Origin of the sequence: Herbaspirillum sp. SJZ106, assembly GCF_006715495.1 — a bacterium.
Taxonomy (GTDB): Bacteria; Pseudomonadota; Gammaproteobacteria; order Burkholderiales; family Burkholderiaceae_D; genus Herbaspirillum.
On the sequence record NZ_VFNI01000001.1, the window covers coordinates 29,044 to 55,482 of the forward strand.

24 protein-coding genes are annotated in these 26,439 nt (G+C 63.3%); 21 read left to right on the forward strand and 3 right to left on the reverse strand.

The annotated features are described in order from the left end of the window. Positions 1-78: 78 nt before the first annotated feature. From FB598_RS00140 to coq7, 9 genes are all read left to right on the forward strand, one after another. On the forward strand, positions 79-1,089 hold the full coding sequence (locus FB598_RS00140) for a LysR family transcriptional regulator (RefSeq protein ID WP_141911377.1): 1,011 nt from the start codon (positions 79-81) through the stop codon (positions 1,087-1,089). Positions 1,090-1,463: 374 nt separating this feature from the next. After that, the gene (locus tag FB598_RS00145) at positions 1,464-2,756 is read left to right on the forward strand and encodes a Glu/Leu/Phe/Val dehydrogenase (RefSeq protein ID WP_141911380.1); all 1,293 of its coding nucleotides are present in this window, start codon (positions 1,464-1,466) and stop codon (positions 2,754-2,756) included. A 79-nt stretch (positions 2,757-2,835) separates the two neighbouring features. Continuing rightward, positions 2,836-3,765: an amino acid ABC transporter substrate-binding protein gene (locus FB598_RS00150; RefSeq protein WP_183405782.1), complete on the forward strand. Its 930-nt coding sequence runs from the start codon at positions 2,836-2,838 to the stop codon at positions 3,763-3,765. Between the two features lie 463 nt (positions 3,766-4,228). Then, entirely contained in the window at positions 4,229-5,179 is a 951-nt protein-coding gene (locus tag FB598_RS00155) for an amino acid ABC transporter substrate-binding protein (RefSeq protein WP_141920713.1), read from the forward strand. A gap of 246 nt (positions 5,180-5,425) precedes the next feature. Further along, positions 5,426-6,175 (forward strand): amino acid ABC transporter permease, encoded by a 750-nt coding sequence (locus tag FB598_RS00160; RefSeq protein ID WP_141911387.1) that lies wholly within the window; start codon positions 5,426-5,428, stop codon positions 6,173-6,175. Positions 6,176-6,178: 3 nt separating this feature from the next. Further along, entirely contained in the window at positions 6,179-6,874 is a 696-nt protein-coding gene (locus tag FB598_RS00165) for an amino acid ABC transporter permease (protein ID WP_141911388.1), read from the forward strand. A 71-nt stretch (positions 6,875-6,945) separates the two neighbouring features. Continuing rightward, positions 6,946-7,674: an amino acid ABC transporter ATP-binding protein gene (locus FB598_RS00170; protein ID WP_141911389.1), complete on the forward strand. Its 729-nt coding sequence runs from the start codon at positions 6,946-6,948 to the stop codon at positions 7,672-7,674. 228 nt (positions 7,675-7,902) lie between these two features. Then, complete coding sequence (gene pyrC / locus FB598_RS00175; protein ID WP_141911390.1) at positions 7,903-8,937, forward strand: dihydroorotase; 1,035 nt, start codon at positions 7,903-7,905, stop codon at positions 8,935-8,937. Between the two features lie 22 nt (positions 8,938-8,959). Beyond that, positions 8,960-9,586 (forward strand): 2-polyprenyl-3-methyl-6-methoxy-1,4-benzoquinone monooxygenase, encoded by a 627-nt coding sequence (coq7, locus tag FB598_RS00180; protein WP_141911391.1) that lies wholly within the window; start codon positions 8,960-8,962, stop codon positions 9,584-9,586. 69 nt (positions 9,587-9,655) lie between these two features. On the opposite strand, the gene FB598_RS00185 is transcribed toward coq7, so the two are convergent. Then, on the reverse strand, positions 9,656-10,114 hold the full coding sequence (locus FB598_RS00185; RefSeq protein ID WP_141911392.1) for an OsmC family protein: 459 nt from the start codon (positions 10,112-10,114) through the stop codon (positions 9,656-9,658). Positions 10,115-10,755: 641 nt separating this feature from the next. Between FB598_RS00185 and rplM the strand changes: the two genes are divergently transcribed. The 6 genes from rplM (at position 10,756) to erpA (ending at position 14,443) form a co-directional block, all read left to right on the forward strand. Continuing rightward, positions 10,756-11,184 (forward strand): 50S ribosomal protein L13, encoded by a 429-nt coding sequence (gene rplM / locus FB598_RS00190; protein ID WP_050469369.1) that lies wholly within the window; start codon positions 10,756-10,758, stop codon positions 11,182-11,184. Positions 11,185-11,193: 9 nt separating this feature from the next. Beyond that, entirely contained in the window at positions 11,194-11,586 is a 393-nt protein-coding gene (gene rpsI / locus FB598_RS00195) for a 30S ribosomal protein S9 (RefSeq protein WP_050469370.1), read from the forward strand. 263 nt (positions 11,587-11,849) lie between these two features. Further along, on the forward strand, positions 11,850-12,887 hold the full coding sequence (gene argC, locus FB598_RS00200) for an N-acetyl-gamma-glutamyl-phosphate reductase (RefSeq protein ID WP_141911393.1): 1,038 nt from the start codon (positions 11,850-11,852) through the stop codon (positions 12,885-12,887). A 23-nt stretch (positions 12,888-12,910) separates the two neighbouring features. Further along, the gene (locus FB598_RS00205) at positions 12,911-13,615 is read left to right on the forward strand and encodes a DUF6776 family protein (RefSeq protein ID WP_141913300.1); all 705 of its coding nucleotides are present in this window, start codon (positions 12,911-12,913) and stop codon (positions 13,613-13,615) included. Between the two features lie 9 nt (positions 13,616-13,624). Then, a complete protein-coding gene (locus tag FB598_RS00210; protein WP_141911394.1) occupies positions 13,625-14,020 on the forward strand; it encodes a polymer-forming cytoskeletal protein in 396 nt (131 codons plus the stop codon). A 57-nt stretch (positions 14,021-14,077) separates the two neighbouring features. Further along, a complete protein-coding gene (erpA, locus tag FB598_RS00215; RefSeq protein ID WP_141911395.1) occupies positions 14,078-14,443 on the forward strand; it encodes an iron-sulfur cluster insertion protein ErpA in 366 nt (121 codons plus the stop codon). Positions 14,444-14,558: 115 nt separating this feature from the next. Here the strand turns inward: erpA and hemL are convergent, their stop codons facing one another. Both hemL and FB598_RS00225 read right to left on the reverse strand, forming a co-directional pair. Then, a complete protein-coding gene (hemL, locus tag FB598_RS00220; protein WP_141911397.1) occupies positions 14,559-15,845 on the reverse strand; it encodes a glutamate-1-semialdehyde 2,1-aminomutase in 1,287 nt (428 codons plus the stop codon). Between the two features lie 44 nt (positions 15,846-15,889). After that, positions 15,890-16,720 carry a hydroxymethylpyrimidine/phosphomethylpyrimidine kinase gene (locus tag FB598_RS00225; protein WP_141911400.1) on the reverse strand — a complete coding sequence of 277 codons (831 nt, stop codon included), beginning with the start codon at positions 16,718-16,720 and terminating at the stop codon, positions 15,890-15,892. A 210-nt stretch (positions 16,721-16,930) separates the two neighbouring features. Here FB598_RS00225 and FB598_RS00230 point away from each other — a divergent pair, with 210 nt between their 5' ends. The 6 genes from FB598_RS00230 (at position 16,931) to FB598_RS00255 (ending at position 26,235) form a co-directional block, all read left to right on the forward strand. Further along, the gene (locus FB598_RS00230; RefSeq protein ID WP_141913301.1) at positions 16,931-17,083 is read left to right on the forward strand and encodes a rubredoxin; all 153 of its coding nucleotides are present in this window, start codon (positions 16,931-16,933) and stop codon (positions 17,081-17,083) included. A gap of 370 nt (positions 17,084-17,453) precedes the next feature. Then, the gene (locus FB598_RS00235) at positions 17,454-17,852 is read left to right on the forward strand and encodes a response regulator (protein WP_183405781.1); all 399 of its coding nucleotides are present in this window, start codon (positions 17,454-17,456) and stop codon (positions 17,850-17,852) included. Positions 17,853-17,884: 32 nt separating this feature from the next. Beyond that, on the forward strand, positions 17,885-18,250 hold the full coding sequence (locus FB598_RS00240; protein ID WP_141911406.1) for a PleD family two-component system response regulator: 366 nt from the start codon (positions 17,885-17,887) through the stop codon (positions 18,248-18,250). Further along, positions 18,247-18,879: a chemotaxis protein CheW gene (locus tag FB598_RS00245; protein WP_141911409.1), complete on the forward strand. Its 633-nt coding sequence runs from the start codon at positions 18,247-18,249 to the stop codon at positions 18,877-18,879. The genes FB598_RS00240 and FB598_RS00245 overlap by 4 nt, the downstream gene beginning before the upstream one ends. A 74-nt stretch (positions 18,880-18,953) precedes the next feature. Continuing rightward, positions 18,954-21,137 (forward strand): methyl-accepting chemotaxis protein, encoded by a 2,184-nt coding sequence (locus FB598_RS00250; RefSeq protein ID WP_141911411.1) that lies wholly within the window; start codon positions 18,954-18,956, stop codon positions 21,135-21,137. A 37-nt stretch (positions 21,138-21,174) separates the two neighbouring features. Beyond that, the gene (locus tag FB598_RS00255; RefSeq protein WP_141911414.1) at positions 21,175-26,235 is read left to right on the forward strand and encodes an Hpt domain-containing protein; all 5,061 of its coding nucleotides are present in this window, start codon (positions 21,175-21,177) and stop codon (positions 26,233-26,235) included. Positions 26,236-26,439: the final 204 nt, after the last annotated feature.

Sequence of the window (26,439 nt, forward strand, 5' to 3'; positions counted from 1 at the left end):
CGCTTGCGCGGCGACTGGCGCGGCGGCACAATTCGTCGATTCGCATGAATTCTTAAAAGAACGAGAAGTGGGCGGGCAATGGAAAGCAAATGGCTTGAAGATTTCGTCTCCCTGGCTGAAACCCGCAGTTTCAGCCGTTCCGCCGATTTGCGGCATGTCACGCAGCCGGCTTTCTCGCGCCGTATCCAGTCGCTGGAGGCCTGGCTGGGCGCCGACCTGATCGATCGGACTTCCTACCCGACCAGGCTGACCGCGGCCGGCGAGGTGTTCTATGAGCAGGCGGTAGAGATGCTGGGGCAGATCAACAATACCCGTGCCCTGCTGCGCGGCAAGCGCCCGACGGCCCAGACCACCATCGATTTTGCGGTGCCGCATACGCTTTCGCTGACCTACATGCCCAAGTGGCTCAGTTCGCTGGAGTCGGGCTTCGGCTCTATCAACACGCGCCTGATCGCGCTGAACGTGCATGATGCGGTGATGACCATCGTCGAGGGCGGTTGCGACTTGCTGCTGTGCTATCACCATCCGCGCCAGCCGGTGCAGCTCGACGCCAGCCGTTACGACATGCTGACCATGGGCACCGAGACGCTGCGCCCGTATTCGCGCTGCGACCGTAACGGCACGCCCGATTACCTGTTTCCCGGCACCTCCAAGGCGCCGGTGCCGTTCCTGTCCTACACCAGCAATGCCTACCTGGGCCGGATGGTGGAGCTGATGATGTCGGATGTGAAACGTCCGCTGCACCTGCTCAAGCACTACGAGACCGATATGTCGGAAAGCCTCAAGATGATGGCGCTGGAGGGCCATGGCGTGGCCTTCCTGCCAGAGTCTTCGGTGGTGCGCGAGGTGCGCAACCGCCAGTTGGCGCGCACCGATGGGCCGGCCGGCGAGTGGGAGGTGGAGATGGAGATTCGCCTGTACCGCGAACGGCCTACCGCGCAGCGCGTCGGCAAGGCGCTGGTGGCGCGCCTGTGGGAATACCTGGTGGAGCAGGATGCGGCGCGGGCCGAACGCCAGAAGGGGGGCGCGGCCGGTTCCGGCAGGGCGGCGTCGAAGGCGGCCCGCCATGCCGAAAAGCGCGAATCCTGAGCCTGGGGAAGGCCCGCCCGAAGTGGCCGCGCGAGGGCCGCGAAAACCGCCCGGCGAGGGTGTCAATCTTCCGCAATCCCGCCATCACAGGGGATGTTCGCTGGTTATGCATCCTGTGCATAGTTGCATGCTCACAAAGCATTAGCCTTGAATTGTCCGGCTGGCTACGATTGCGTCGCTGATTCGGACGGAGAAGATTTCAGGCGCTTGCGCACTGCGAGAGCGGCCGGCCAGGATGCCCGCGCCATCGGCTTGCAATGCCGGGTAGCGCGGCGCACCTTGATCGTTGGCCGGGGCGGAGTACTATGCTCGGCAGGTCTCGATTTCTTTGCAGCGTCTTGAACAGCACGGCAAACAAAAGGAGCGATTGCATCATGTCGAACGTACCTAACCACGAAGTGCCTTCCTACCTTGTCCCGCACGGCATCGGTCCGTGGGGCGTCTACCTTGAGCAGATCGACCGCGTGACGCCCTACCTGGGCTCGCTGGCGCGCTGGGTGGAAACCCTCAAGCGCCCCAAGCGCATACTGGTGGTCGACGTCCCCATCGAGCGCGACGACGGCACCATCGCCCACTTCGAGGGGTATCGCGTCCAGCACAACACTTCGCGCGGCCCGGGCAAGGGCGGCGTGCGTTTCCACCAGGATGTGACGCTGTCGGAAGTGATGGCGCTGTCGGCCTGGATGACCGTCAAGAACGCGGCGGTGAACGTTCCCTACGGCGGCGCCAAGGGCGGCATCCGCGTCGATCCGAGGACGCTCTCGCGCGGCGAGCTGCAGCGCGTCACGCGCCGCTACACCAGCGAAATCGGCATCATCATCGGCCCCAACAAGGACATTCCGGCGCCGGACGTCAACACCGATTCGCAGATCATGGCATGGATGATGGACACCTATTCCATGAACCAGGGCAGCACCTCTTCGGGCGTGGTCACCGGCAAGCCGATCTCGCTGGGCGGCAGCCTGGGACGGCATGAGGCGACCGGTCGCGGCGTGTTCGTGGTGGGCTGCGAAGCGGCCGCCAAGCGCGGCCTCGACATCAAGGACGCCAAGGTCGCCGTGCAAGGTTTCGGCAACGTCGGCGGCATCGCCGCGCGCCTGTTCGCCGAAGCCGGCGCCAAGGTGGTGGCGGTTCAGGATCATGTGACGACGGTGTTCAATGCCGGCGGCCTGGATGTCGCCGCACTGCAGACCTATGTCGCGCAAAACGGCAGCGTCAAGGGTTTCTCCGGCGCCGACGAGATTGCCGACCGCGCCCAATTCTGGTCGGTGGATTGCGACATTCTGGTGCCTGCCGCACTGGAACAGCAAATCACCGAAGCCAATGCCAACAACATCAAGGCCAAGATCATCCTGGAAGGCGCCAACGGCCCGACCACGCCGGCGGCCGACGATATCCTGCGCGACAAGGGTGTGCTGATCGTGCCCGACGTGATCGCCAACGCCGGCGGCGTGACGGTGAGCTACTTCGAATGGGTGCAGGATTTCTCCAGCTTCTTCTGGACCGAGGACGAGATCAATCTGCGCCTGACCCGCATCATGCGCGAAGCCTTTGCCGCAGTCTGGCAACTGGCGGACGAGAAGAAGGTGTCACTGCGTACCGCAGCGTTCATCGTGGCATGCACACGCGTGCTGCAGGCGCGTGAAATGCGGGGTTTGTACCCGTAATAGGGCTTTATTTACAGTATGGGCGGCCAAGGCGACAGCATAAGATCGTCGGCTGCGTAAAAGCGGTATGGGAGGAGACGTGGTTCGTGTGCGCGTGCGCGCCGGCGGCGCTGATGCCGTGCGGTGCGTGAAACTGGCAATGGCGGTGCTGGCATGCTTGTGCCTGGCGCCGTTGCTTGCGCACGCCGAAACTACGCTGGACAAGATCCGGCGCACCAATACGATGGTGATCGCCTTCCCGGCCAACCATTTCCCGTTCGCCGAGGCCGGCAGCGATGGCGGGCCGGTGGGCTACTCCATCGAGATTTGCCGGAAGATCGCAGATGCCGTCCGGCGCGAGGCCCGGCTGCCACAGCTGCAGCTCAGGTTCCAGCAGGTCGATATCGATGGCCGTTTCGAGGCTATCGCCAGCGGCGCCGCCGACATCGAGTGCGGCACAACCACCAGCAACGCTTCGCGCAGAAGCCGTTTCGATTTCACCGTTCCCCACTTTTATACGACCACGCGCATGATGGTGCGCAAGGACTCGGGCATCCACTCGTGGCTCGACATGCGCGGCAAGCGCGTGGTGACGCTGCGCGGCAGTTCCATCCTGCCCTATGTGAAGGCGCGCGACGCCGCGGGCGTGCTCGATATGCGCTGGATCGAGGCGACCACGGACGAGGAAGCCGTGGCGTTGGTGCTGGAGGGGCGCGCCGACGCCTATGCCGACGACGACGTGTTGCTGTATGCATACCGCGCCGAAATCAAGACGCCGGAAGCCTTGGATATCGTCGGCGAGGCATTGTCGGTCGATCCCTATGCAATGATGATGCGCAAGGGCGATGCCGCCTTCAAGGCGCTGGTCGACCGCGAGATGGCGCGCATGATTTTCGATGGCGAGATCCAGGACATGTATCAGCGCTGGTTCATGCGGCCGGCGGGAGCGCGCAAGCAGGCGCTGGGGCTGCCGATGGGGTATGTGCTGCGCGATTCGTTCCGCTTCCCCTCGGATAAGATCGCAAAATAGTTGTTCTGGCATGGATATTGCTGACCATAAGGGGTTATCGTGGCGGTCTGGGCGGGCAATCGGAGGCGATGCCGCGAAAGCATAACCGGCCAGGCGGGATGCTCATGTAAGATGTGTCGGCTATCCGAGGGGGAATCGGCCGCTGCAGCGCCGCAGATGACGGATGCTTCATCGGAAATGGAATATTGGGAATATTGGCGCATGCGGGCGATTGGCGTTGGGGATCTGTCGTAAAATGCCGCCGCCGCATGCCTCGCTCTGGATCACTGCTATGGGTTGCGTGCCGCCATCGATTGGCGGCAGCGGCCGCAAGCGGATGAAAAAAGCCTGCGAAGATATGGCTTAACAATAAAAAAGAGGCATGGCAACAGGACCGCTAAGCCTTGCTCCATGGACTGCTCAGGCTGTTTTTGGAAGAGGGCTTTTGGTACACTACGTAAAAATTTTTCCAGGAGGTCACACAATGAAGTTATTGAAGCTAGCAGGGGTGTTGGTCGGCGCAAGCGTTCTGATGGGTTCGGTCCATGCGGAAGAATTCACCGGCCGGATGAAGAAGATCAAGGATACCGGCACCCTGACACTGGGCGTGCGCGATTCCTCGATCCCGTTCTCCTATCTCGATGACAAGCAGTCCTACCAGGGCTACTTGATCGACCTGTGCCTGAAGGCCGCTACCGCGATCCAGAAGAAGCTGGGCCTGACGTCGCTCAACATCAAGATGGTTCCGGTGACTTCGGCGACCCGTATTCCGCTGATCGCCAACGGCACCACCGACATCTCGTGCGACTCCGCGACCAACAACATGGAGCGCCAGAAGCAGGTGTCCTTCTCGGTGACCGAATTCGTGACCGCCAACAAGTTCCTGTCGAAGAAGGCAGCCAACCTGAAGACCCTGGACGACCTGAAGGGCAAGACCGTCGTGTCGACCTCGGGTACTTCGAACCTGAAGCAGATCACTTCCCTGAACGCAGAGCGTAACCTGGGCATGAACATCCTGGCCGCCAAGGACCACGCCGAAGCCTTCCTGATGGTGGAAACCGGCCGCGCCGCAGCGTTCGTGATGGACGACATCCTGTTGTCCTCGCTGGCTGCCAACTCCAAGGCGCCGGGCGACTACCAGGTTTCTTCGGAAGCCCTGTCGGTCGAGCCCTATGGCCTGATCCTGCCGAAGGATGACGTCGCCTTCAAGAAGGTGGTCGACGATGCCCTGACCGTGGTCTACAAGGGTGACGAGATCAAGAAGATCTATGCCAAGTGGTTCCAGTCGCCGATTCCGCCCAAGGGCGTGAACCTGAACGTGCCGATGAGCCCGCAGCTGCAAGCTGTGCTGGCCAAGCCGACCGATTCGGGCGACCCGGCTGCTTATGCGGCCGTTCCGGAAGCACAGAAGCAATCTTCTTCCAAGAAGAAGTAATCGGCTGATTGCCTTTGGCAATGAGTGATAAAACGGGGCGACCCGTTTTATCCCAAGACGAATCAATCCGTCTTGACGAAACGGGGGCGTTGTCCCCCGTTTTGTTTAACCGGCCGGCAAAGGCGGTTGCCGCGGTGCAATTGCTTTTATCCACAGCGGCCGGTGACTGACCGGAATATCCATGGCGCGGCATTTGCCTGGTGATCGCGCCTGACAGACTGACTCGAAACAGAGACGAGGCCACTTATGCATTACAACTGGAACTGGGGAATCTTCTGGGAGATGTCTCCCGACGGCATCCCCTATATCGATACGCTGATGGCGGGCCTGAAATGGACCCTCGCGACAGCGATATCCGCCTGGATCATGGCGCTGATCCTCGGCACCATCGCCGGCACCATCCGTACAACAACAAAACCATGGGCGGTTCGCCTCGCCAACGGCTACGTGGAACTGTTCCGCAACATTCCCTTGCTGGTACAGATGTTCCTCTGGTATTTCGTGATGCCGGAACTGATGCCCGGCTCGATCGGCGACTGGCTCAAGGGCCTGCCCGACGCATCCTTCGTCACCGCCACCCTGGCGCTGGGTTTCTTTACCTCGGCCCGTGTCGCGGTGCAGGTCACGACCGGCATCCAGGCGCTGCCGCGCGGCCAGCGCATGGCGGGCCAGGCGCTCGGCCTGACGCCGGCGCAGACTTATCGTTACGTGCTGCTGCCGATGGCGTTTCGCATCATCATCCCGGCGCTGACCAACGAATTCGCCGCGATCATCAAGAACAGCTCGGTGGCGTTGACCATCGGCCTGATCGAACTGACCGCCGCCACTTACTCGATGCGCGAATTCACCTTCCAGACCTTCGAGGCGCTGACCGGCGCAACCATCATCTACATCCTCATTTCCGCCATTGCGCTGCTGTTGGCGCGCCTGTTGGAAAAGGTAACGGCTGTCCCTGGCTATATCTCCAGCGGTAGCACCAGTGCGGGAGGGCATTGATCCATGTTCAGCAATTTCGACTTCGACGTCATCGAGCGTTCCTGGGTCTACCTGTTCACCACCGGCCTGAAATTCACGCTTGTCCTGACCTTCTCGGCCATGCTGGGCGGCATCATCATCGGCACGCTGCTGGCGATGATGCGCCTGTCCAGCAACAAGCCGCTGTCGTTCATCGCCACCACCTACGTCAACCTGATCCGCTCGATCCCGCTGGTGCTGGTGATCTTCTGGTTCTACTTCCTGGTGCCGTTCATCGGGGCGTGGATCATCGGCGCGTCCGAACCCATCCGGGTCGGCGCATTCCAGTCGGCGCTGATCACCTTCATCCTGTTCGAGGCGGCCTATTACTGCGAAATCATGCGCTCGGGCATCCAGTCGATTCCGCGCGGCCAGGTGTTTGCCGGCTACGCGATCGGCATGAACTACTGGCAGATGATGGGCAACGTGGTGCTGCCGCAGGCGTTCCGCAACATGACGCCGATCCTGCTGACCCAGACCATCGTCCTGTTCCAGGACGTGTCGCTGGTGTATGTGCTGGGCTCGGTGCCGGACTTCGTCACCAGCGCTTCCAAGATCGCGCAGCGCGACGGACGCCTGGTGGAAATGTACCTGTTCGTGGCAGTGGTGTACTTCATCCTGAGCTTTGGCCTGTCGCAACTGGTCAAACGCTTCCAGAAGAAGATCGCCATCATCCGTTAAGCCCAATGACGGCGGCGCGGCGCGGATGACCCGCCGGCCGCCCAACGAATCCAGAAATCCAGGAGAAACAAATGATTGAACTCAACAACGTCAGCAAGTGGTATGGCAGCTTCCAGGTCCTCACCGATTGCACGACTTCGGTGAAAAAGGGCGACGTGGTGGTGGTGTGCGGCCCCTCCGGTTCGGGCAAGTCGACGCTGATCAAGACCGTCAACGGCCTGGAGCCGTTCCAGAAGGGCGACATCACCGTGGACGGCATCTCGGTGGGCGACCCCAAGACCAACCTGTCCAAGCTGCGCGCGCGCATCGGCATGGTGTTCCAGAACTTTGAACTGTTTCCGCACCTGTCCATCCGCGAGAACCTGACCATCGGCCAGATCAAGGTGCTGGGCCGCAGCAAGGAAGAGGCGACCGAGAAGGGCCTGAAGTATCTCGACCGCGTGGGCCTGTTGGCGCACAAGGACAAATTCCCCGGCCAGCTGTCCGGCGGCCAGCAGCAGCGCGTGGCGATTGCCCGCGCGCTGTCGATGGACCCGATCGCCATGCTGTTCGACGAGCCGACCTCGGCGCTCGACCCGGAAATGATCAATGAAGTGCTGGATGTCATGGTCGGCCTGGCCCAGGAAGGCATGACCATGATGGTCGTGACCCACGAAATGGGGTTTGCCCGCAAGGTCGCCAACCGCGTCGTGTTCATGGACAAGGGCCTGGTGGTGGAAGATTGCGCCAAGGACGAGTTCTTCGCCTCGCCGCGTTCGGAACGCGCGCGCGATTTCCTGGCCAAGATCATCACCCACTGATCCGGTTCCGGTAGCGCCCCTTGGGCGCATCCGAAGGAGAGAAGGCTGCATCGGCGACGATGCAGCCTTTTTTGTTTGTCCGGCATCAAACCGGCGCGCGCCGGGCCGGCTGGGGGCTTGACGGCTACGGTAGAATATCGCTCTTGATGGTGAAGCCCCGGCCCGCACGGCCGGGCGCGGCCATGGGATGCCCGCCATCCGCCAATTCCAGACCAGAAAGAACATCCAATGAGCAATGAACTGACCATCACCCGCCCGGACGACTGGCACCTGCACCTGCGCGACGGCGCCACCCTGAAGGATGTGTTGCCGCACACCGCGCGCCAGTTCGCGCGCGCCATCGTCATGCCCAACCTGAAGCCGCCGGTCACCACCACCGAGCAGGCCGCGGCCTACCGCGAGCGCATCCTGGCGGCGCTGCCGGACGGCATGCAGTTCGAGCCGCTGATGGTGCTCTACCTGACCGACAATACCCCGCCTGATGAGATCCGTCGCGCCAAGGACAGCGGCTTCGTCAAGGCCGTCAAGCTGTATCCGGCGGGCGCCACCACCAATTCCGACGCCGGCGTGACCGACCTCGGCAAGTGCTACAAGACGCTGGAAGTGCTGCAGGAACTGGACATGCCGTTCCTGGTCCACGGCGAAGTCACCGATCCGGCGATCGACCTGTTCGACCGCGAAGCGGTGTTCATCGAGCGCATCATGAAGCCCTTGCGCCAGGCCATGCCTGAGCTGAAAGTGGTGTTCGAGCACATCACTACCAAGGAAGCCGCCGACTACGTGCTGGCCGGCGAGGGCCCGACCGCCGCAACCATCACCGCGCACCACCTGCTGTTCAACCGCAACGAGATCTTCAAGGGCGGCATCCGCCCGCATTACTACTGCCTGCCGGTATTGAAGCGCGAGACCCACCGCCAGGCGCTGGTGGCCGCGGCCACTTCCGGCAACGACAAGTTCTTCCTCGGCACCGACTCGGCGCCGCACGCCAAGGGGTTGAAGGAGCATGCCTGCGGCTGTGCCGGCTGCTACACCGCGCTGCACGCGCTGGAACTGTACGCGCAAGCCTTCGACCAGGCCGGCGCGCTGGACAAGTTCGAAGCCTTTGCCAGCTTCAACGGCCCGGCCTTCTACGGCTTGCCGCGCAACCAGGGCACCGTCACCCTCAAGCGCGACAGCTGGACCATCCCGGCCGAATTGCCGATGGGCGATACCACCGTGGTGCCGCTGTCGGCCGGCGAGCAGATCAACTGGAAGATGGCCTGAGCCAGCATTTGAAAGGTTACGCATGCAATTCGTCGACCGACTGATTACCGATCTCGATAAAGCGCTGCGCGTGGTCAGCGGCGTGGTCTCCGAAAGCCGGCCCAATCCCGGGCGCGGCCTGGCCGATGGCGTGATGGATGAGGCCGAGAAGCGGCATGCGGCCGGCCTGATGCGGGTCAACCATGTCGGCGAGGTATGCGCCCAGGCGCTGTACGACGCGCAGGGGCGATTCGCCCAGAAGCGCGAGATCCGGCAGGCCTTCGAACATGCCGGCATCGAAGAGGAGGATCACCTGGCCTGGACCGCCGAGCGCTTGCGCGAGCTGGGTTCGCGCACCAGCCTGTTGAATCCGCTCTGGTATGCCGGTTCCTACGTGCTGGGCACCATCGCGTCCCGGGTGGGCGATGCGCGCAACCTCGGCTTTGTGGCCGAGACCGAGCGCCAGGTTGAATTGCACCTGTTGAGCCACCTGGAAAAGCTGCCGGCGCAGGACAACAAGTCGCGCGCCATCGTCGAGCAGATGCGCATCGATGAGGTCGAGCACGGCCAGGCGGCGAAGGCGCTGGGCGCGGCCGAGATGCCGGCGCCCGTCAAGGGATTGATGAAGGCGATGTCGAAAGTGATGACGGGCGTGGCTTACTACGTCTGAGCTGCCCCGAATGTAAAAAAACGCCGCACCGGCGCAAGCCGTGCGGCGTTTTTTTGTCGTGCTCCTTGTTTACTGCTGCTGGCCCAGCGCCGGCGCGGCCTCGGCGAGGTCGTCGACGATCTCGAAGGAGTGAGTCAGCTCCGCGGTCTTTTCCAGCATGATCGAGGCCGAGCAGTATTTTTCGTGGGACAGCTTGATGGCGCGTTCGACCACGTTGGGCTTGAGATTGCGGCCGCGCACGGTGAAGTGGAAGTGGATCTTGGTGAACACTTTCGGGTCGGTCTCGGCGCGCTCGGACTTGAGCGTGACGTCGCAGCCGCGCACATCCTGGCCGCTCTTGCGCAGGATCACCACCACGTCATAGGCGGTGCAGCCGCCGGTGCCGGCCAGCACCACTTCCATCGGGCGCGGGGCCAGGTTGCGGCCGCCGCCGTCGGGCGCGCCGTCCATGGTGACCAGATGTCCCGAACCTGTTTCCGCCGTAAAGGTCATGCCGGACAATCCGGTCCAGCGCACTGTGCATTCCATCGTGTAGTCCAAATTGGTTGAAAGAGCTGCGTATTGTAGCTTTTGGCGGGCAGGGCCGCTGCCGTGGCGATGCACGGGCGCGCAGTTGCGCCCGGATATGTCATTTTGCGATGCGGGAAAATTGCCTGTTTGTTATTCTATTCCAAGCCTGGTCGAGTCGCATAACCCCAACAATGGCGTGCCTTTTAAAGGTTTTTGAAAAAATATCCGGACGCATATTGCAATGCACAATTCGCTTTGCTATATTGGTTTCAACGGATGTATTTGCAGCACGTAACGATGTCTCCTCCACCCTCCTCATTGGTGTGGATTGAACCCGGAACCACTGTTTCCGGGTTTTTTTTGTCCGTTTTTCCGCGATCCCGGCCGGGACTGCCGGAAAACTTGCCTGTTTGCCATCGTAAAAGGCGCGTGCGCGGCCCGTCCCATGCCCCGGCGCCACGGAATGCGACAAAAGCCGTCAAACCTTTTGACGCTAAGTCTTTGAAAAGGCTATAATTCTCGGCTTTCCCATGCGCTCGGGAAGATAAAAGGATGAGTCCGCCAGGCGTGAAGGCCCGTCTAGATACATCTAGGCACGGCCGGCACGGACGAACGGAACCGCCACTTTGAGCGTTATTTTTTCATTTAGGAAGTCAAACATGAAGACCTTTTCCGCTAAAGCCCATGAGGTTCAGCGCGAGTGGTTCGTGATTGACGCGACGGACTTGGTCCTCGGACGTGTTGCCAGCGAAGTGGCACTCCGACTGCGCGGCAAGCACAAACCGGAATTTACCCCCCACGTCGACACCGGCGATTTCATCGTCGTGATCAACGCTGGCAAGTTGCGCGTCACCGGCACCAAGGCTACTGAAAAGACGTATTTCCGTCACAGCGGCTATCCGGGCGGCATCTACGAAACCAACTTCCTGAAGATGCAACAGCGTTTCCCCGGCCGCGCGCTGGAGAAGGCTGTCAAGGGCATGCTGCCCAAGGGCCCGCTGGGCTATGCCATGATCAAGAAGCTGAAGGTGTATGCAGATGGCAACCATCCGCACTCCGCCCAGCAACCGAAACCCCTCGCGCTCTAAGGAACAGACATGATCGGTAACTACAATTACGGAACCGGCCGTCGCAAGAGTGCTGTGGCTCGTGTTTTCATCAAGGCAGGCTCTGGCAACATCGTCGTCAACGGCAAGCCCGCCGCTGAATACTTCTCCCGCGAAACCGGCCTGATGGTGATCCGTCAGCCGCTGGAACTGACCGGCAACGTCGAGCGTTTTGACATCATGGTCAACGTGCACGGCGGCGGCGAGTCCGGCCAGGCCGGCGCAGTGCGCCACGGCATCACCCGCGCCCTGATCGACTACGACGCAGGCCTGAAGCCAGCCCTGTCGAACGCAGGCTACGTCACCCGTGACGCGCGTGAAGTCGAACGTAAGAAGGTTGGTCTGCGCAAGGCACGTCGCGCAAAGCAATTCTCGAAGCGTTAATCGTTTCTCGCATCACAGAAAGCCGCCGGCATTTGCTGGCGGCTTTTTGCTTTTTGCGCGGTTTGGCATGCTGTCGGGCCGCGCGCGAGTGCGGTTTGCCGGGCGTCGCCGCGGTTCCCGCATGGCGGGATTTTTGAGGATTGCCGGTGAAATAACTTCCCCAACAGAAATCAGCGGGAAATATTCTCCTGCTAGAATGAAAAAGTTTGGGAAACTTTGCTTCCGCGAAGCTTTCTGTTCGCCTTTTTTCGCAAGGACAAGACATGATCAAGGTAGGTATCGTCGGCGGAACCGGTTACACCGGCGTCGAATTGCTGCGTATTTTCGCAAGCCATCCGCAAGCCCGCGTGCAGGCCGTGACCTCGCGCAAGGAAGACGGCATGCCGGTGGCGGAAATGTATCCGTCCCTGCGCGGCCGCGTCGACGTGGCGTTTTCTTCGCCGGACAAGGCCCGCCTGACCGATTGCGACGTGGTCTTCTTCGCCACCCCGCACGGCGTGGCCATGGCCCAGGCGCCTGAGCTGGTGGCTGCGGGCGTGAAGGTGATCGACCTCGCCGCCGATTTCCGCCTGCAGGATGTGGCCGCCTTTGAAAAATGGTACAAGCTGCCGCACAGCTGCACCGAGCTGTTGAAGGAAGCCGCCTACGGCCTGCCGGAGCTCAACCGCGAACAGATCCGCAGCGCGCGCGTGGTGGGCAATCCGGGCTGCTATCCGACCACCATGCAATTGGGTTTCGCGCCGCTGTTGAAGGCCGGCGTGATCGATGCCTCGCACCTGATCGCCGACTGCAAGTCCGGCGTGTCCGGCGCGGGACGCAAGGCCGAGCTGTCGCTGCTGTTCTCGGAAGCCTCCGACAATTTCAAGGCCTACGGCGTATCCGGCCATCGCCATTCGCCGGAAACCATCGAGCGTCTCTCTAAATTGACCAGCGAAAAGGTCGGCCTGCTGTTCACGCCGCACCTGGTACCGATGATCCGCGGCATGCATTCCACGCTGTATGCGCGCCTGACCAAGGATATCGACAATGCCGCGCTGCAGGCCCTGTTCGAAGACGCATACAAGAACGAGCCGTTCGTCGACGTGATGCCGTTCGGTTCGCATCCGGAAACCCGCACCACGCGCGCTTCCAACATGCTGCGCCTGGCCGTGCATCGTCCGGACAATGGCGACACCGTGGTGGTGCTGGTGGTGCAGGATAACCTGGTCAAGGGCGCCTCCGGCCAGGCGGTGCAGTGCATGAACCTGATGTTCGGCCTGGAAGAAACCACCGGTCTGTTGCAAGTGCCCGTCCTGCCGTGAAGTACAGGTTATGGCAACGGCGCCTGACGATTTCCGCGCCGAAGATGACCATCAAGCGCCATCTGCCGTGGCCGCTGCAGGCCCTGTTGTGGGCGGTTGTGCTGGGGGGCGGGGTAGCGTTGGCAGTATGGACTTATGAACTTGGGCGCAACAACCTGCCCGGGATCCAGAGCGATGCCGGCGAGCAGTTGGCGGAGCTGTCGGTGCAGGTCAAAAAACTGTCGGCGGAAAACGAGCGGCTGCAGACCGCCTCGAACGCCTCGCAGAACGAGCTGAAGATCGCCCAGGCCGCCCAGGCGCAACTGGCGAACCAGGTGAAGAACCTGGAAGCGGAAAACAACCGCCAGAAAGAGGATCTTGCCTTTTTCGACAGCCTGTTGCCGACCAACCTCGGCGCGCCGGGGATCACCATCCAGCGCTTCAAGGCCGAACTGGCCGGCCCCAGTCAGTTGCGCTACCGGGTCCTGGTCATGCAAGGCGGGGGCGGTACCCAGCAATTTGCCGGGAATTTACAGCTCAGTATCACGATTTGGCAGGCGGGCAAGAGTGCTATTATCAATTTTCCGGAATCCAATTCGACCGACCTGGCGCGTTACAGGCTCGCATTCAAGTACTACCAGCGGGTTGAAGGCGTGTTGAATGTGCCGGAGGGAGCGACCATTAAAGCGGTTGCAGTTCGTGTTCTCGACCGCGGCCAGGTGCGCGCCCAGCAGTCGGTAGACCTGTGAGGTGATTTCATGTTCGGACGCAAGACCAAAAGCACGATTGACAGCCTGATCGGCATGTCGACCAGCATCAAGGGCGAGGTCGGCTTCAAGGGCGGCCTGCGCATCGACGGCCATATCAATGGCAACATCAGCGGCGAGAGCGGCCAATCCAGCGTGCTGGTCATTTCCGAGCATGCCAAGGTGGTCGGCGAGGTGCGCGCCGCGCACCTGATCGTCAATGGCGAGATCGTCGGCGACGTTTATTCGACCGAACTGCTTGAATTGCAGCCCAAAGCCCGCATTACTGGGAATGTCTATTACAAGGCGCTGGAAATGCATGGCGGCGCGCTGGTTTCCGGCAAGCTCAGCCATGACCAGGCGGAAGAAACGCCGCTGCTGAAGCTGGCCGCGTCGTCCGAAGCATGAAAATCCGCAAGCGCTTATAATGAGTCATTGTCCGCCCAAGCCAAGCAGGAGCCCAACATGAATGCCGTAGCCGAACTGCAACAAACCGATATCCCGACCCCGATCAACTTCAGCGACAGCGCCGCCGCCAAGGTGGCCCAGCTGATCGAAGAAGAGGGCAACCCCGACCTGAAACTGCGCGTATTCGTGCAGGGTGGCGGCTGCTCGGGTTTCCAGTATGGTTTCACCTTCGATGAAATCGTCAACGAAGATGACACCACCATGTCCAAGAACGGCGTGCAGCTGTTGATCGACTCGATGAGCTACCAATACCTGGTCGGCGCCGAGATCGACTACAAGGACGACCTGGAAGGCGCGCAGTTCGTGATCAAGAACCCGAATGCCACGACCACTTGCGGTTGCGGCTCGTCGTTCTCGGCCTGATCCGGGGAAAAGTTTTACCGGACACAAGGTTTTACCGAATAAAAAAGGACGCCTCGGCGTCCTTTTTTATTGTCGGAAAGAAAAGGCTGCGGCATGCGCCAGCAGCCTTTGCGTTTCAGCCCAGTTCGGCAAACGCCTTGGACGCGGCCGCGATGGTGGCGTCGATCACCGCATCGTCGTGCTGCGCGGAGACGAAGCCTGCTTCGAATGCCGAGGGCGCGAAGTAGACCCCGGCGTCCAGCATCTTGTGGAAGAAGCGGTTGAAGCTTTCCTTGTCGCCCTTCATCACTGCGGCATAGCTGTCCGGCACCGATGCCGCGAAATACAGGCCGAACATGCCGCCGATGGCGTCGGCGGCGAAGGTCACGCCGGCATTGCCGGCCGCCGCTGCCAGGCCGTCGGCCAGCTTCCTGGTCTGCTGGCCCAGCCGGGCGTAGAAGCCCGGTTGCTGGATGATCTTCAGCGTGGCCATGCCGGCCGCCACGGTCACCGGGTTGCCCGAGAGCGTGCCGGCCTGGTAGACGCCGCCCAGCGGCGCCAGGTGCTTCATGATATCGGCGCGGCCGCCGAAGGCCGCCACCGGCAGGCCGCCGCCGATCACCTTGCCCAGCGCGGTCAGGTCGGGGGTGATGCCGTTGAGTTCCTGCGCCCCACCCAGCGCCACGCGAAAGCCTGACATCACTTCATCGAAAATCAGGATGGCGCCGTACTCGGTGCACAGGCGGCGCATCGCCTGCAGGAATTCGTCGCTGGCGCGCACCAGGTTCATGTTGCCGGCCACCGGTTCCACGATCACGCAGGCGATCTCGTTGCCGGCGGTCTTGAAGGCCTCTTCCAGTTGCGCGGTGTTGTTGTAGTCCAGCACCAGCGTGTGCTTGGCGAAATCTTCCGGCACGCCCGCCGAGGTCGGGTTGCCGAAGGTCAGCAAGCCGCTGCCGGCCTTGACCAGCAGCGAGTCGCCGTGGCCGTGGTAGCAGCCTTCGAACTTCACGATCTTGTCGCGGCCGGTGGCGCCGCGCGCCAGGCGCAGCGCGCTCATGGTGGCCTCGGTGCCGCTGGAAACCAGACGGATCTGCTCGATCGACGGCACCAGCTTGATGATCTCTTCGGCCATCTCGATTTCGGCCTCGGTCGGCGCGCCGAAGGACAGGCCGCGCGCGGCCGCATCGGTCACCGCCTTGATCACATCGGGATGGGCATGGCCGACGATGGCCGGGCCCCAGGAGCCGATGTAGTCGATGTAGCGGCGGCCTTCGGCATCCCAGAAATAGGGGCCGTCGGCGCGTTCGATGAAGCGCGGCGTGCCGCCCACCGAACGGAAGGCGCGCACCGGGGAATTGACGCCGCCCGGCGTGGTTTTCTGGGCGCGGGCGAACAGGGATTCATTGCTGGACTTGGACATATTCCTTACCGATTCAAATACTTAAATTCTCAACTGCAAATACGTTAGCCGGGGTGGCCGGGATCTTCCGCTTCGCGTGCCCAGAAGTAACGGTCCGGCACCAGCTTGCCCATGCCGAAGCGTTGCGCGTTGGCCAGCGCGGCCAGGGTGAACTCCTGGGCTTCGGTGACCGCCTCGGGGATTTCCAGGCCATTGGCCAGCATCGCCGCAATCGCGGCCGACAACGTGGAGCCGGCGCCGGTGAAGGAGCCCGGCAGGCGCTGCCAGGCATCCTGGCGCACCAGGCCGGACTCGTCGAAGAGGGTATTGCCGATCTCTTGCAGATCGGTTTGCGTGTTGGTGACGAACAGGTATTCGCACCCCATTTCGATGATGCGCATGGCATCGAGCATCAGCGCTTCGCCGGGCACGGGTTCGCGCCAGGTCTCGGCCAGCCGCGCCAGTTCGGCAGCGGAGGCCAGCATCAGCGTGGTCTGCGGCACCAGCAGTTCGCGAATGGCGATGAGGCGCTCTTCTTCCTCCTCCAGGTTGGACAGGGAAGAGATGAAGGGATCGAGGATCAGCGGCACGTCGGGATAGTCCGAGACGATCTCGGCAATAGCCGAGATGTTCTCGATGCTGCCCACGGCGCCGACCTTGAAGGCGGCCACCGGCATGTCTTCGAGGATGACGCGCGCCTGGTCCGCCACCCAGTCGACTTCGATGATCTGCGCGTCTTCCACGCGGGCGGTATCCCCGATAAGCAGAGCGGTCACGACCGACAGGCCATGGCAGCCCATGGCTGCGAATGTGGCGAGATCGGCCTGGATGCCTGTGGCGCCGACCGGATCGGCGGCGCCGAAGGTCAGGATGAGAGGGGAGGTTTGGTTTTGCACGTCGAGTAGATTAAGATAGCGTGTTTGGAACTCGTTTCATCAAGCTTTCGCAGAGCGGCTGTTTGACTTTTCATGGCTGCCGTTTCGCGGCTTGCCGGGGTTTCCCGATGAAGCGGGTTTCAAGCATTTTACTTGAATTGATTTGAGGGATAGTCAGCCGTGACAGATAGCCAAAGCAGCCAAAGCAGCCAAACCGAATTCAAAACCTGGATGTGCCTGATCTGTGGTTGGATCTACGACGAGGAGGCAGGCCTGCCGGAAGAGGGAATCGCTCCTGGCACCCGCTGGGAAGACGTCCCCATCAATTGGACCTGTCCCGAGTGCGGCGCGCGCAAGGAAGATTTCGAAATGGTCGAGATCTGAACATTTTCCCTCCTCCATGCGGCGGCCTGTTTGTCTACGCCTGCCGCCGCAGGCATTTCCCTATTCCCTTCTTTTCGCGCGTTTGACCAGGATCAGGCGCAGGCGCAATTTTCTGTTGGAAGCGCTCCCGGCGGACTTGTCGCGGCGCATTTGCCGGCGCTGCCGCCAGCCATTTCCCTGCCGGCAATCGCTGTCGGTTCCGGGGGCCGCCATTTTCCGCATCAAACTTGTTTTTATGGAAACTGAATTTGCTGGTAGGCATCATTCCAGTGTTTTCAATAAAGCAGCGAAGTTGCTGCTGTTTCGGTGCTAGATGGGGCTGGCATTTGCTAAAGTGGCCCGATAAGCTCCAACGATGTGGAAGAAAGACATGGCGTCCCGGCCCCAGCCCGCGAAGAAAATCCTGCTTGCCGACGATAGTCCGGCCGTGCGCGACACCGCCGGACAAGTGCTGGCCGCCGCCGGCTACCAGGTATTGCCGGCCGTCGACGGCATCGAGGCGCTGGCCCTGCTGGAGCGGGAGGCGCCCGATATGCTCATGTGCGGCGTGGCCCTGGCGCGCCTGGATGGCCTGAGCGCCTGCATGCTGGTTCGCCGCAATGAGCGGCATGCCGGTTTGCCCATCGTCATGCTGTCCGATGCGGCCGGGCTGTTCGACCAGGCGCGCTGCGCCATGGCCGGTGCCGACGGTTATCTGGCCAAGCCGTTTTCCGAAGAGGGATTGCTGCAAGTCGTCAGGGCGCATGTCGATGGCGTTGACGGCGCCTGAGCTGGGTTGTCATTTCGGAGCAAGGGGGAAGCATGAGAATAAAAAAGGTACTCGTGGTCGATGATTCGCCGACTGACCGATACGTGTTGGCCAACATTCTCGAAAAGAACGGCTTTTCCGTTGCCATGGCCGACAGCGGCGAAGATGCCCTGCAAAAGATCCGCGAAGACAAGCCGCAACTGGTGTTGCTCGACGTTGTCATGCCCGGGAAGAACGGCTACCAGGTCACGCGCCAGATTGCGCGCGACCCCAGCCTGAAGGATCTGCCGATCGTGATGTGCAGCGTCAAGGCCCAGGAAACCGACCGCATCTGGGCGCTGTGCCAGGGGGCTTGCGACTACATCGTCAAACCGGTCGACCCGGACGAGCTATTGGCGAAGATCGGCGCCATCGAATGACAGCGGGGCAAGACAATACCCATCCCGATGCAGCGGGCGCGCGCCAGCCGCCGGCCGCTGCCGGCGACGCCCCGCCGGTACGGAGCCTGACCGACGCCGGCAGGAAGGAGGGCGGGCTGCAGGCCTTCCAGGCCTCGCTGCTGGCCCGCATGGAAGCGGCCAGCAGCGAGGAGTTGCAGGCCCGTCGCCTGGCCGTGACGATCGGAACGGCCCATTGCCTCATCCGCCTGGCCGATGCCGGAGAAATCCTGCCGTTGTCCAGCCTGCCCGCGCCGGTGCGGGTGCCCTTGACGCAGCCCTGGTATCTCGGCCTGGTCAATCTCCGCGGCAATCTGGTCGGCATTGTCGATCTTGCCGTGTTGAGCGGGTACGAAGCCCAGGCGCGCGAGCGCGATAGCCGCGTGCTGGTGTTTTCTCCTGCGCTGGCGCCCAACTGCGGTTTGCTGTTGTCCTCCGTGCTGGGCTTGCGGCATATCTCCGAAATGACACAAATATCGAATAATTACGACGATGAAAACGAATTAATTGGAGTTATTGGGCGTTATAAAGACAAGGCCGGGACCGAGTGGCGTGAAATCGGCCTGGCCGCGCTGCTGAAAGAGGCCGCTTTCTTGCATATCGGCCGGTAGTACGGCGAGGGGCCGGCGGCGCAATGGCCGCGGCAAGGGGTATGCCGATCTGACATTACAAAGGAGCACCAGTCATGGCACTGAGTTTGCCGCGTCTGCCAAAAAAGCAAAGACATGCAGCCGAGAAAGGGCAGGGGAGTCCCGCCGCGTCAGCATCGCGCCTGACCCGGCTGCCCTTCATCAACCGTTTCTCGCTGCGCAAGCAGACCCGCATCCTGCTGGGCATTCTCGCCTTGTCGCTGGCCAGCACCTTCTTTTTCCTGTGGCAAGGCTCGCGCAACTATATCCATGCCACCTTGCAGACGCACATCGCCTCCGACCTGGTCATGCATTCGCAGCGCATCGGCAAGGCCGTGCCGAATGCCATCCAGGGCAACAAGGAAGCGTTTGCCCAGCTTGCCGAAAGCCGTAACGAATTCAACCGTGACCTGGGCCTGCTGACGGCCGGCGGCACTTATCAGGGCTACCGGATCAGCCTTCCCGATGCCGCGATGAAGCCGGTGCTGGGCGATGTGCAAAAGATCTGGGAGCACACCAACCGCGCGTCGGAAACCATTCTCAGGCTGGAAAAGGAGCTCACCGGATTCGGCGTCACCCTCAAGCGCCTCAACCTCCTGCTGCCGACCATGCTCGACCTGAGCGAGCAGATTTCCATGCTGTACTCGCAAGGCTCGGCCAGCCCGCGCGAGATGAACGCGGCCGGGCAACTGGTGCTGCTGACGCTGCGCCTGGGGCGCAGCGCCAACGAATTCCTGACCTCGGAAGGCGTCAACCCCGAAACCGCCTTCCTGCTCGGCAAGGACGTCAATACCTTCCACGACATCATCGACGGCTTCCTGAACGGCAGCGAACTGTTGCGGCTCAAGCCGGTGTCGGACACGGAAACGCGCGACAAGCTGGTCGAACTGGAACGGGTCTTCGGCGAATACCAGCCGCAGGTGGCCGGCATCCTGGGCAACCTGCAGAATTTCATCGCCGCCAAGCAATCCGAGCAACTGGTTTTTCTTGAGAACGAGCTGCTGAAAAATCACCTGACCGTATTGCAGACCGACTATCGCATCGTCCAGGAGTCGCGCGGCTGGACCTTCTGGGCCATGCTGGCGGCGATGGTCTGCGCACTGATCAGCGCCATCGGCATCGCGCTGGTGCAACTGCAAAACAGCCGCAACAATGCCGCCGACGCCGAAGCGCGGCGCCAGGAAGCCGAGGCGCAACGCCTGCTGGCGCAGCAGCAGGAAGAAAAGGCCATGCGCACCAATGTCGCCAACCAGGCGGCCATCCTGCGCCTGATGAATGAATTGCAGAAAGTCGCCGACGGCGACCTGACGGTGCATACCACCGTATCGGAAGACATCACCGGCGCCATCGCCGACTCCGTCAACTACACCGTGGAGGCGCTGCGCGGCCTGGTGGGGCAGGTCACGCAGATGGCATCGAAGGTGGCGGCATCCTCCGACCATGTGCGCAGCACCACCACCGAACTGGCCAACGCGGCCCGCATGCAGGCGCGGCGCATCCAGGAGACCGGGCAATCCATGCTGGAGATGTCGATGCAGATCACCGACGTCTCGGTTTCCGCCAGCGAATCGGCCGATGTGGCCCGCCATTCGGTGGTGGTGGCCGAGCGCGGGGCCAAGGCGGTGGAGGATGCGGTCAAGGCGATGAACGAGATCCGCGAACAGATCCAGGAAACCTCCAAGCGCATCAAGCGACTGGGCGAGTCTTCGCAGGTCATCGGCGAGATCACCGAACTGATTTCCGACATTACCGAACAGACCAACGTGCTGGCGCTCAATGCCGCCATCCAGGCCGCATCGGCCGGCGAGGCCGGGCGCGGTTTCTCGGTGGTGGCCGAAGAGGTGCAGCGCCTGGCCGAGCGCTCCAGCGCCGCCACGCGCGAAATCGGCGCCCTGGTGCGCATGATCCAGACCGATACCCACGACGCCGTGGCGGCGATGGAGAAATCCACCGCCGGCGTGGTGGAGGGGGCGGTGCTCTCCGATGCCGCCGGCGCCGCGCTGTCGGATATCCGCAGCGTGTCCAACCAGCTGGCCGAACTGATCCAGGGCATGTCGCTGTCGACCGAACAGCAGGCGATCTCGGCCAATGGCGTGGCGCAGAATATCCAGAGCATCCTCACCGAAAACGAAATCATCGAGCAGAGCCGCGAGCAGGTGACCACCTTGTATCACGAGCTGTGGGATGCGGCCCGGGAGCTGGAAAGCTCGGTGTCGCGCTTCCGCGTGACCGTGTCCTGACCTTTTGCCTGCCGCAATGTCATCGATGGAGGCCGCCATGGCCATCTCCGCTACCCCGGCTGCAAGGCTGCAGCCGCGCGCGCAGATCTCGGACAACCTGAGGATGCTGGCGGCGGCGCTGCATGAGGCGCTCGACCAGCTCATCGCCAATCTGGATGGCGCCCCCAGCCAGGCGCCGCCGGCACAGCAGGCAGCGCTTGCGGCCGCCGGCCTGTCCGAACTGATGCACGTGCTCGCCCTGGCCGGGGCCGATGCCGCGGCGCGGCTGATGGCCACGGCCCATGCGCGCCTGCTGCGCTGTGCCGGACAAGACCCATCCGCCTGGCCCCCCGCAGGCAGTACCCCGATCGTGCAGGCGCTGTGGAGCATGCACGATTATCTCGATGCCTTGTACGACAAGGGCGGCAGCAGCGATATCTGCGACTGGCCGTTGCTGACGGCCAGCCTGCGGCTGCAGCCTGCGCATGACGATGCGGCCGCAGACGCAGACGCAGACGCAGACGCAGACGCAGACGCAGACGTTGCCAAGCCCGCGCCTCCCGGCAGCGACAGGGAACGCAGCGCGGCTTTTGCGCATGCCTTGGCTGAACTCGAAGCCGACCGCGGTGTCGACGCCGCCTTGGCTGCCGTGCGGGCGATGGCGGCCGCCTTGTCCGGCCTGCCCGAACTGGCGCCGGCGCAGGCATTCGTCGGCCGTATCGCCGCCGGCATCCAGCCGCTGGATGCGCACGCGCTGTCGGTGCTGTCATCGCTGGCCGCTTTGCTGGCGGCAACGACCGTCGATCCCTCCAGCCTTGCCGCGCGCACCGCCTTTGTCTCGCGCCGCATCGCCTTCCTGCAGGCCATGGCGGATGAACAGGCGCTCTATAAGCCGCGGCCGGGCGACGAGTCGCAACAGATGCTCAGGCTGATGCTGCTGGCAGCCGACTTGCTGGTCGCGTGGGACCGTTGCGTCGGCATTGGCGCCGCCGCCGGACGTATCGACGCCGCCTGGGAATGGTGCGAAATCGTATTGCGCGCAGGCGCGGTCAGCCGCAGGATCTGGCCGCGCCTGCGCGCGCCGGGCATGTCGGGTTTCCTGGACGCGTTGGGCCGCCTGGCACTGGACCTGGCGATGTCGCAGCGGGCCGATGGCCGCGACCGCGAGGTGAGCAGTTGCCTGATCTTCTTCGACGAATGCCTGCGCCGCCGTCTCTACAGCGAAGAGGACTTCAGCAGGCAGGTCGATTGCATCGTCGACCATCTTGCCATGCTTGCCCATGGGGATGTCGAGCCCGAACCCTTTCCCTGGTTCTCGCGCGAATTGCGCGCAGACATGGCGCGCCGCATGGACGGTGTGGTGGAGCGGAAAATACAAGGCAAGCTCGCCGGCATCGAGCAGGCGCTGGAGGCGTTGTGGTCGCCGGCCGGGCCGGGCCGGGCGCCGGTACTGTCGGCGGCGGACATCGACATCGCTTTTGCCAAGATCGAGGGGCTGGCGGCACAACTGCGGTCGGCCGAGATACGCGAACTGGCCAGGACCTTGCGCGTCCAGGCCGCCGCCCGCTTGCCCGGTACCTTGCGCCTGCCTGCCGCCGGCGCGGACTTGCAGGCGCAGCGACGCGGCGATGCATGGCGCGCGGCGCTGGTGCGCGACATCGCCCGCCTGGGGCAATTGCTTGAGCAGGCTTGCCGATCTCCTTTCAACCGCTGGGACAAACGCCAGGGCCGGGCGTTGGCGGCGCCGGCCGATCCGGCGCTGCTGGCCGACATCCGGCGCGCGCTCGACCAGGACGGCGACGCGCCTGTGCCGGCCGATGCGACGGCAGCGCCAGCCTCGGGCCATTTCGCGCAGGACGCCCTTGGCCAGTGGCAGCCGCAGGAGCGCGACCCGGAGATGATGGACGTATTCCTGACCGAGGCGCACCAGATGCTCGGCAGTTTGCGCGAGGAGCTGCCCAGGCTTGCAGATGGGCTCGCCGATCCGGAATTGCTGGCCAGCGTGCGCCGTTGCTTTCATACCTTCAAGGGCAGCGGGCGCATGGTCGGGCTGGCGGCGCTTGCCGATGCCGCGCATGCGGTGGAGAAACTGCTCAATGCCTGCCTCGCCCAAGCGCGCACGGCCGGGCGCGCCGTGCTGGCGCCGCCGGTACTGACGTTCCTGGAAAACAGCCGGCTGTTGCTGGAGGAATGGATCGGGGACCTCGCCACGCAAGGCGGCTCGTGCCGCACCGCGCCGTCGCTGGTGGCCGCGGCCCTGGCCTTGCGCAATGGCGTGGCGGCAGCGCAGCCGCCGGAGCGCGAAAACCCGGTTGTCCCCGCCTTGCGGCAAACGCCGGCCGATACGGCGGCCGATAACCCGCCGGCAGCCGCTCCCGCCGTTGCCCGATCATCCGATGCAGTCAATGCCGCCACTGTCGATCCCCAGTTGCGCGACATCTATCTGAACGAGGCCCGCCAGTTGTTCAAGACCCTGCGCCAGCATGGCAGCAGTTGGCGCGCCAAGGCAAACAGCGGCCTGATTGCGCCGGCGCCGCCCTTGTTCATGCGCGCCGTCCATACCTTGCGCGGCTGCAGCGCCACGGCCGGGTTTGCCGGCATGCAGCAGTTGGCCGCCTTGCTGGATGACTTGCTGGAGCAGGTCAAGGCGGCGGCCGGCGGGCTCGACGGCGACCAGCTGGCGACCGTGGAGCGTGCGGTCGATGCCATGGAGGCCATGCAGGAGCAGTACCGGCAGGGCGACCTGCCGCCGGCGCCGGCGCGGGAGAGCGAAGCCTTGTCGGCACTGTTGCAGCATGTGCGCCAGCCGCGCGCCAATGCCGCGCCGGCAGCCGGCCCTTCCCCCGGTGCGGCGGCGGCCCCGCTCCCGCTTGCCGACGCGGCCGGCGAGTTGCGCGACGAAATCGACCACGACCTGCTGCCGGTCTTCCTGGAAGAGGGGCAGGATCTGCTGGCGGCGGTGGGCGAGGGATTGCAGCGCTTCCAGCGCGACGCTTCCGATCGCGCGGCCATTTCCGAATTGCAGCGGCCGCTGCATACCGTCAAGGGCAGCGCGCGCATGGCCGGCGCCTTGCGCCTGGGGCAACTGATGCATGAGCTGGAAAGCGGCGTGCAGCGCATGCTGCGCCAGCAAGACGGGCCGGATGCCGTGGCCGGCTTGCTGGTGCTGTACGACCAGGCGCTCAAGCAGTTCGAAGCCCTGGAGCAACTGGGCGCGCTGGGCGCCGTCGATGGCGCATCCGCGCCGCTGCAACGCTTGTCCGAAAGCGAACGCAAGCTGGCTTCGCCGCTGGTGCGCATCAAGGTCAGCGTGCTCGACAAGTTGCTCAACCAGGTCGGTGAAGTGTCCATCGCGCGCTCGCAGCTGGAAAACGAAGTCGATGCCTTGCATAAGGGCGCACGCGAACTGGCGGAGAATATCGCCAAGTTGTCGGCCCAGTTGCGCGATGTGGAAATCCAGGCGGAGATCCAGATCGAGGCTTCCCATCATGCCGGCGGCGAGAGCGTGCGTTTCGACCCGCTGGAGCTGGATCGCTTCACCTACTTGCAGGAACTCACGCGCATGATGGCCGAGAGCGTCAACGATGCGGCGTCACTGCAAAAACAGCTGATCGATTCGGCCGGCAAGACGCAGGAAGGCTTGCGGCGGCAAGGGCGCCTCACGCGCGAGTTGCAGCAGGAGCTGATGTACACCCGCATGGTCAAGTTCAGGAGCCTGGAGCAGCGCTTGCAGCATCTGGTGCGGCAGTTGGGCAATGAAACCGGCAAGGCGCTGGCGCTGGACATCGGCGGCGGCGACGTCGAACTGGACCGCGGCATCCTGGAGCGGATGATCGGACCCTTCGAGCACTTGCTGCGCAATGCCGCCGTGCATGGCATCGAGGCCGGCGCCGAGCGCGCCGCGGCAGGCAAGCAGGCGGCCGGCCGGCTCAGCGTGCAGGCCGCGCAGGAGGGCAGCGAAGCCATCATCCGCATCGCCGACGACGGCCGCGGCCTCGACCTGGCCGCCATCCGCCGCAAGGGCGCCGCGCAGGGGCTGATCGGCGCCGATGCCGCGCTGGACGACGCGCGGGTGAGCGAACTGATCTTCGAACCCGGTTTCACCACCGCATCGGCAGTGTCGTCCCTGGCCGGGCGTGGCGTGGGCATGGATGTCGTGCGCTCCGAAGTGACGGCGTTGGGCGGGCGCATCTCGGTGCAGTCGCAGGCCGGCGCGGGCACGCATTTCACGATCCATTTGCCGTTGTCGCTGGCCGTCAAGCAGGTCTGCCTGTTGCGGCAGGGCGAGCAGACCTATGCGATTCCATCGATGCTGGTCGACAAGGTGGTGCAGTTGCGCGGCAAGGAGATGCAGCAGGCGCTGGACACGGGGGCCCTGGCCGAAGGCGGGCGCATGGTGGCGCTGCATCCGCTGGAGCGGTTGCTCGACGAGCCGCGTGCCGACGGCCGCTTGCCGCAGGCGTCGAGCTATGCCTTGTTCGTCAAGGGCGGCAACGACCTGGTGGCGATTCTGGTGGACCAGGTCTTGGGCAACCGGGAAGTGGTCGCCAAGCCGCTTGGGCCGCAACTCGACACCCTGGTCGGCGTGGTCGGCGCCACCGTGCTGGGCAACGGCGAGATCGCCCTGATCATCAATCCACTGCTGCTGGCGCGCCGCACCGCAATCCGCCGGTCGCCAAGCCGCCAGGCCGAAGCCGCGCCGCGCCCCGAACAGAAACTGGTGATGGTGGTCGACGACTCGCTCACGGTGCGCAAGGTGATGCAGCGCCTGCTGGCGCGCGAAGGCTATGCGGTGGCGACGGCCACCGACGGCTATGACGCCATCGCCCAGTTGCACGACCTGACGCCGGACATTTTCCTGGTCGATATCGAGATGCCGCGCATGGACGGCTATACTCTGGTGCGCCACCTGCGCGACAACGAGTCCACGCGCCACAAGCCCATCATCATGATCACTTCCCGCACCGGCGCCAAGCACCGCGAGCGCGCGATGGAGGTGGGGGTCAACCATTACATGGGCAAGCCTTACCGGGATGACAAGCTGCTGGAACTGATCCGGCACTTCACCGGCGATGCCGGCGTGCGGGGCGAAGACGACTTTCGCGACGTCTTGTATTGAGCGCGCGTTGGTGCGCTTCAGTGCGCTTCAGTGCGCTTTAGCGCGGATTGCCGTTACGCTTGCTTCCGCGCCGCATCGTCCAGCGGATGCCGATGCTGAAAACGAGGCCGAGCAGGCCGAGGAACAACAACAGGTCGTCAAGCACAATGGGTCCTTGGGAAAAGGGCCCGCATGGCGCGGGCGTTGTGGATGGCTTCACTGTAT

Bases quoted from the DNA above. Each gene is read 5' to 3' on its own strand.
- FB598_RS00140 (WP_141911377.1), top strand. From the start codon at position 79: ATGGAAAGCAAATGGCTTGAAGATTTCGTCTCCCTGGCTGAAACCCGC.
- FB598_RS00145 (WP_141911380.1), top strand. From the start codon at position 1,464: ATGTCGAACGTACCTAACCACGAAGTGCCTTCCTACCTTGTCCCGCAC.
- FB598_RS00155 (WP_141920713.1), top strand. From the start codon at position 4,229: ATGAAGTTATTGAAGCTAGCAGGGGTGTTGGTCGGCGCAAGCGTTCTG.
- FB598_RS00160 (WP_141911387.1), top strand. From the start codon at position 5,426: ATGCATTACAACTGGAACTGGGGAATCTTCTGGGAGATGTCTCCCGAC.
- FB598_RS00165 (WP_141911388.1), top strand. From the start codon at position 6,179: ATGTTCAGCAATTTCGACTTCGACGTCATCGAGCGTTCCTGGGTCTAC.
- FB598_RS00170 (WP_141911389.1), top strand. From the start codon at position 6,946: ATGATTGAACTCAACAACGTCAGCAAGTGGTATGGCAGCTTCCAGGTC.
- pyrC (WP_141911390.1), top strand. From the start codon at position 7,903: ATGAGCAATGAACTGACCATCACCCGCCCGGACGACTGGCACCTGCAC.
- coq7 (WP_141911391.1), top strand. From the start codon at position 8,960: ATGCAATTCGTCGACCGACTGATTACCGATCTCGATAAAGCGCTGCGC.
- FB598_RS00185 (WP_141911392.1), bottom strand. From the start codon at position 10,114: ATGGAATGCACAGTGCGCTGGACCGGATTGTCCGGCATGACCTTTACG.
- rplM (WP_050469369.1), top strand. From the start codon at position 10,756: ATGAAGACCTTTTCCGCTAAAGCCCATGAGGTTCAGCGCGAGTGGTTC.
- rpsI (WP_050469370.1), top strand. From the start codon at position 11,194: ATGATCGGTAACTACAATTACGGAACCGGCCGTCGCAAGAGTGCTGTG.
- argC (WP_141911393.1), top strand. From the start codon at position 11,850: ATGATCAAGGTAGGTATCGTCGGCGGAACCGGTTACACCGGCGTCGAA.
- FB598_RS00210 (WP_141911394.1), top strand. From the start codon at position 13,625: ATGTTCGGACGCAAGACCAAAAGCACGATTGACAGCCTGATCGGCATG.
- erpA (WP_141911395.1), top strand. From the start codon at position 14,078: ATGAATGCCGTAGCCGAACTGCAACAAACCGATATCCCGACCCCGATC.
- hemL (WP_141911397.1), bottom strand. From the start codon at position 15,845: ATGTCCAAGTCCAGCAATGAATCCCTGTTCGCCCGCGCCCAGAAAACC.
- FB598_RS00230 (WP_141913301.1), top strand. From the start codon at position 16,931: ATGTGCCTGATCTGTGGTTGGATCTACGACGAGGAGGCAGGCCTGCCG.
- FB598_RS00235 (WP_183405781.1), top strand. From the start codon at position 17,454: ATGGCGTCCCGGCCCCAGCCCGCGAAGAAAATCCTGCTTGCCGACGAT.
- FB598_RS00240 (WP_141911406.1), top strand. From the start codon at position 17,885: ATGAGAATAAAAAAGGTACTCGTGGTCGATGATTCGCCGACTGACCGA.
- FB598_RS00245 (WP_141911409.1), top strand. From the start codon at position 18,247: ATGACAGCGGGGCAAGACAATACCCATCCCGATGCAGCGGGCGCGCGC.
- FB598_RS00250 (WP_141911411.1), top strand. From the start codon at position 18,954: ATGGCACTGAGTTTGCCGCGTCTGCCAAAAAAGCAAAGACATGCAGCC.
- FB598_RS00255 (WP_141911414.1), top strand. From the start codon at position 21,175: ATGGCCATCTCCGCTACCCCGGCTGCAAGGCTGCAGCCGCGCGCGCAG.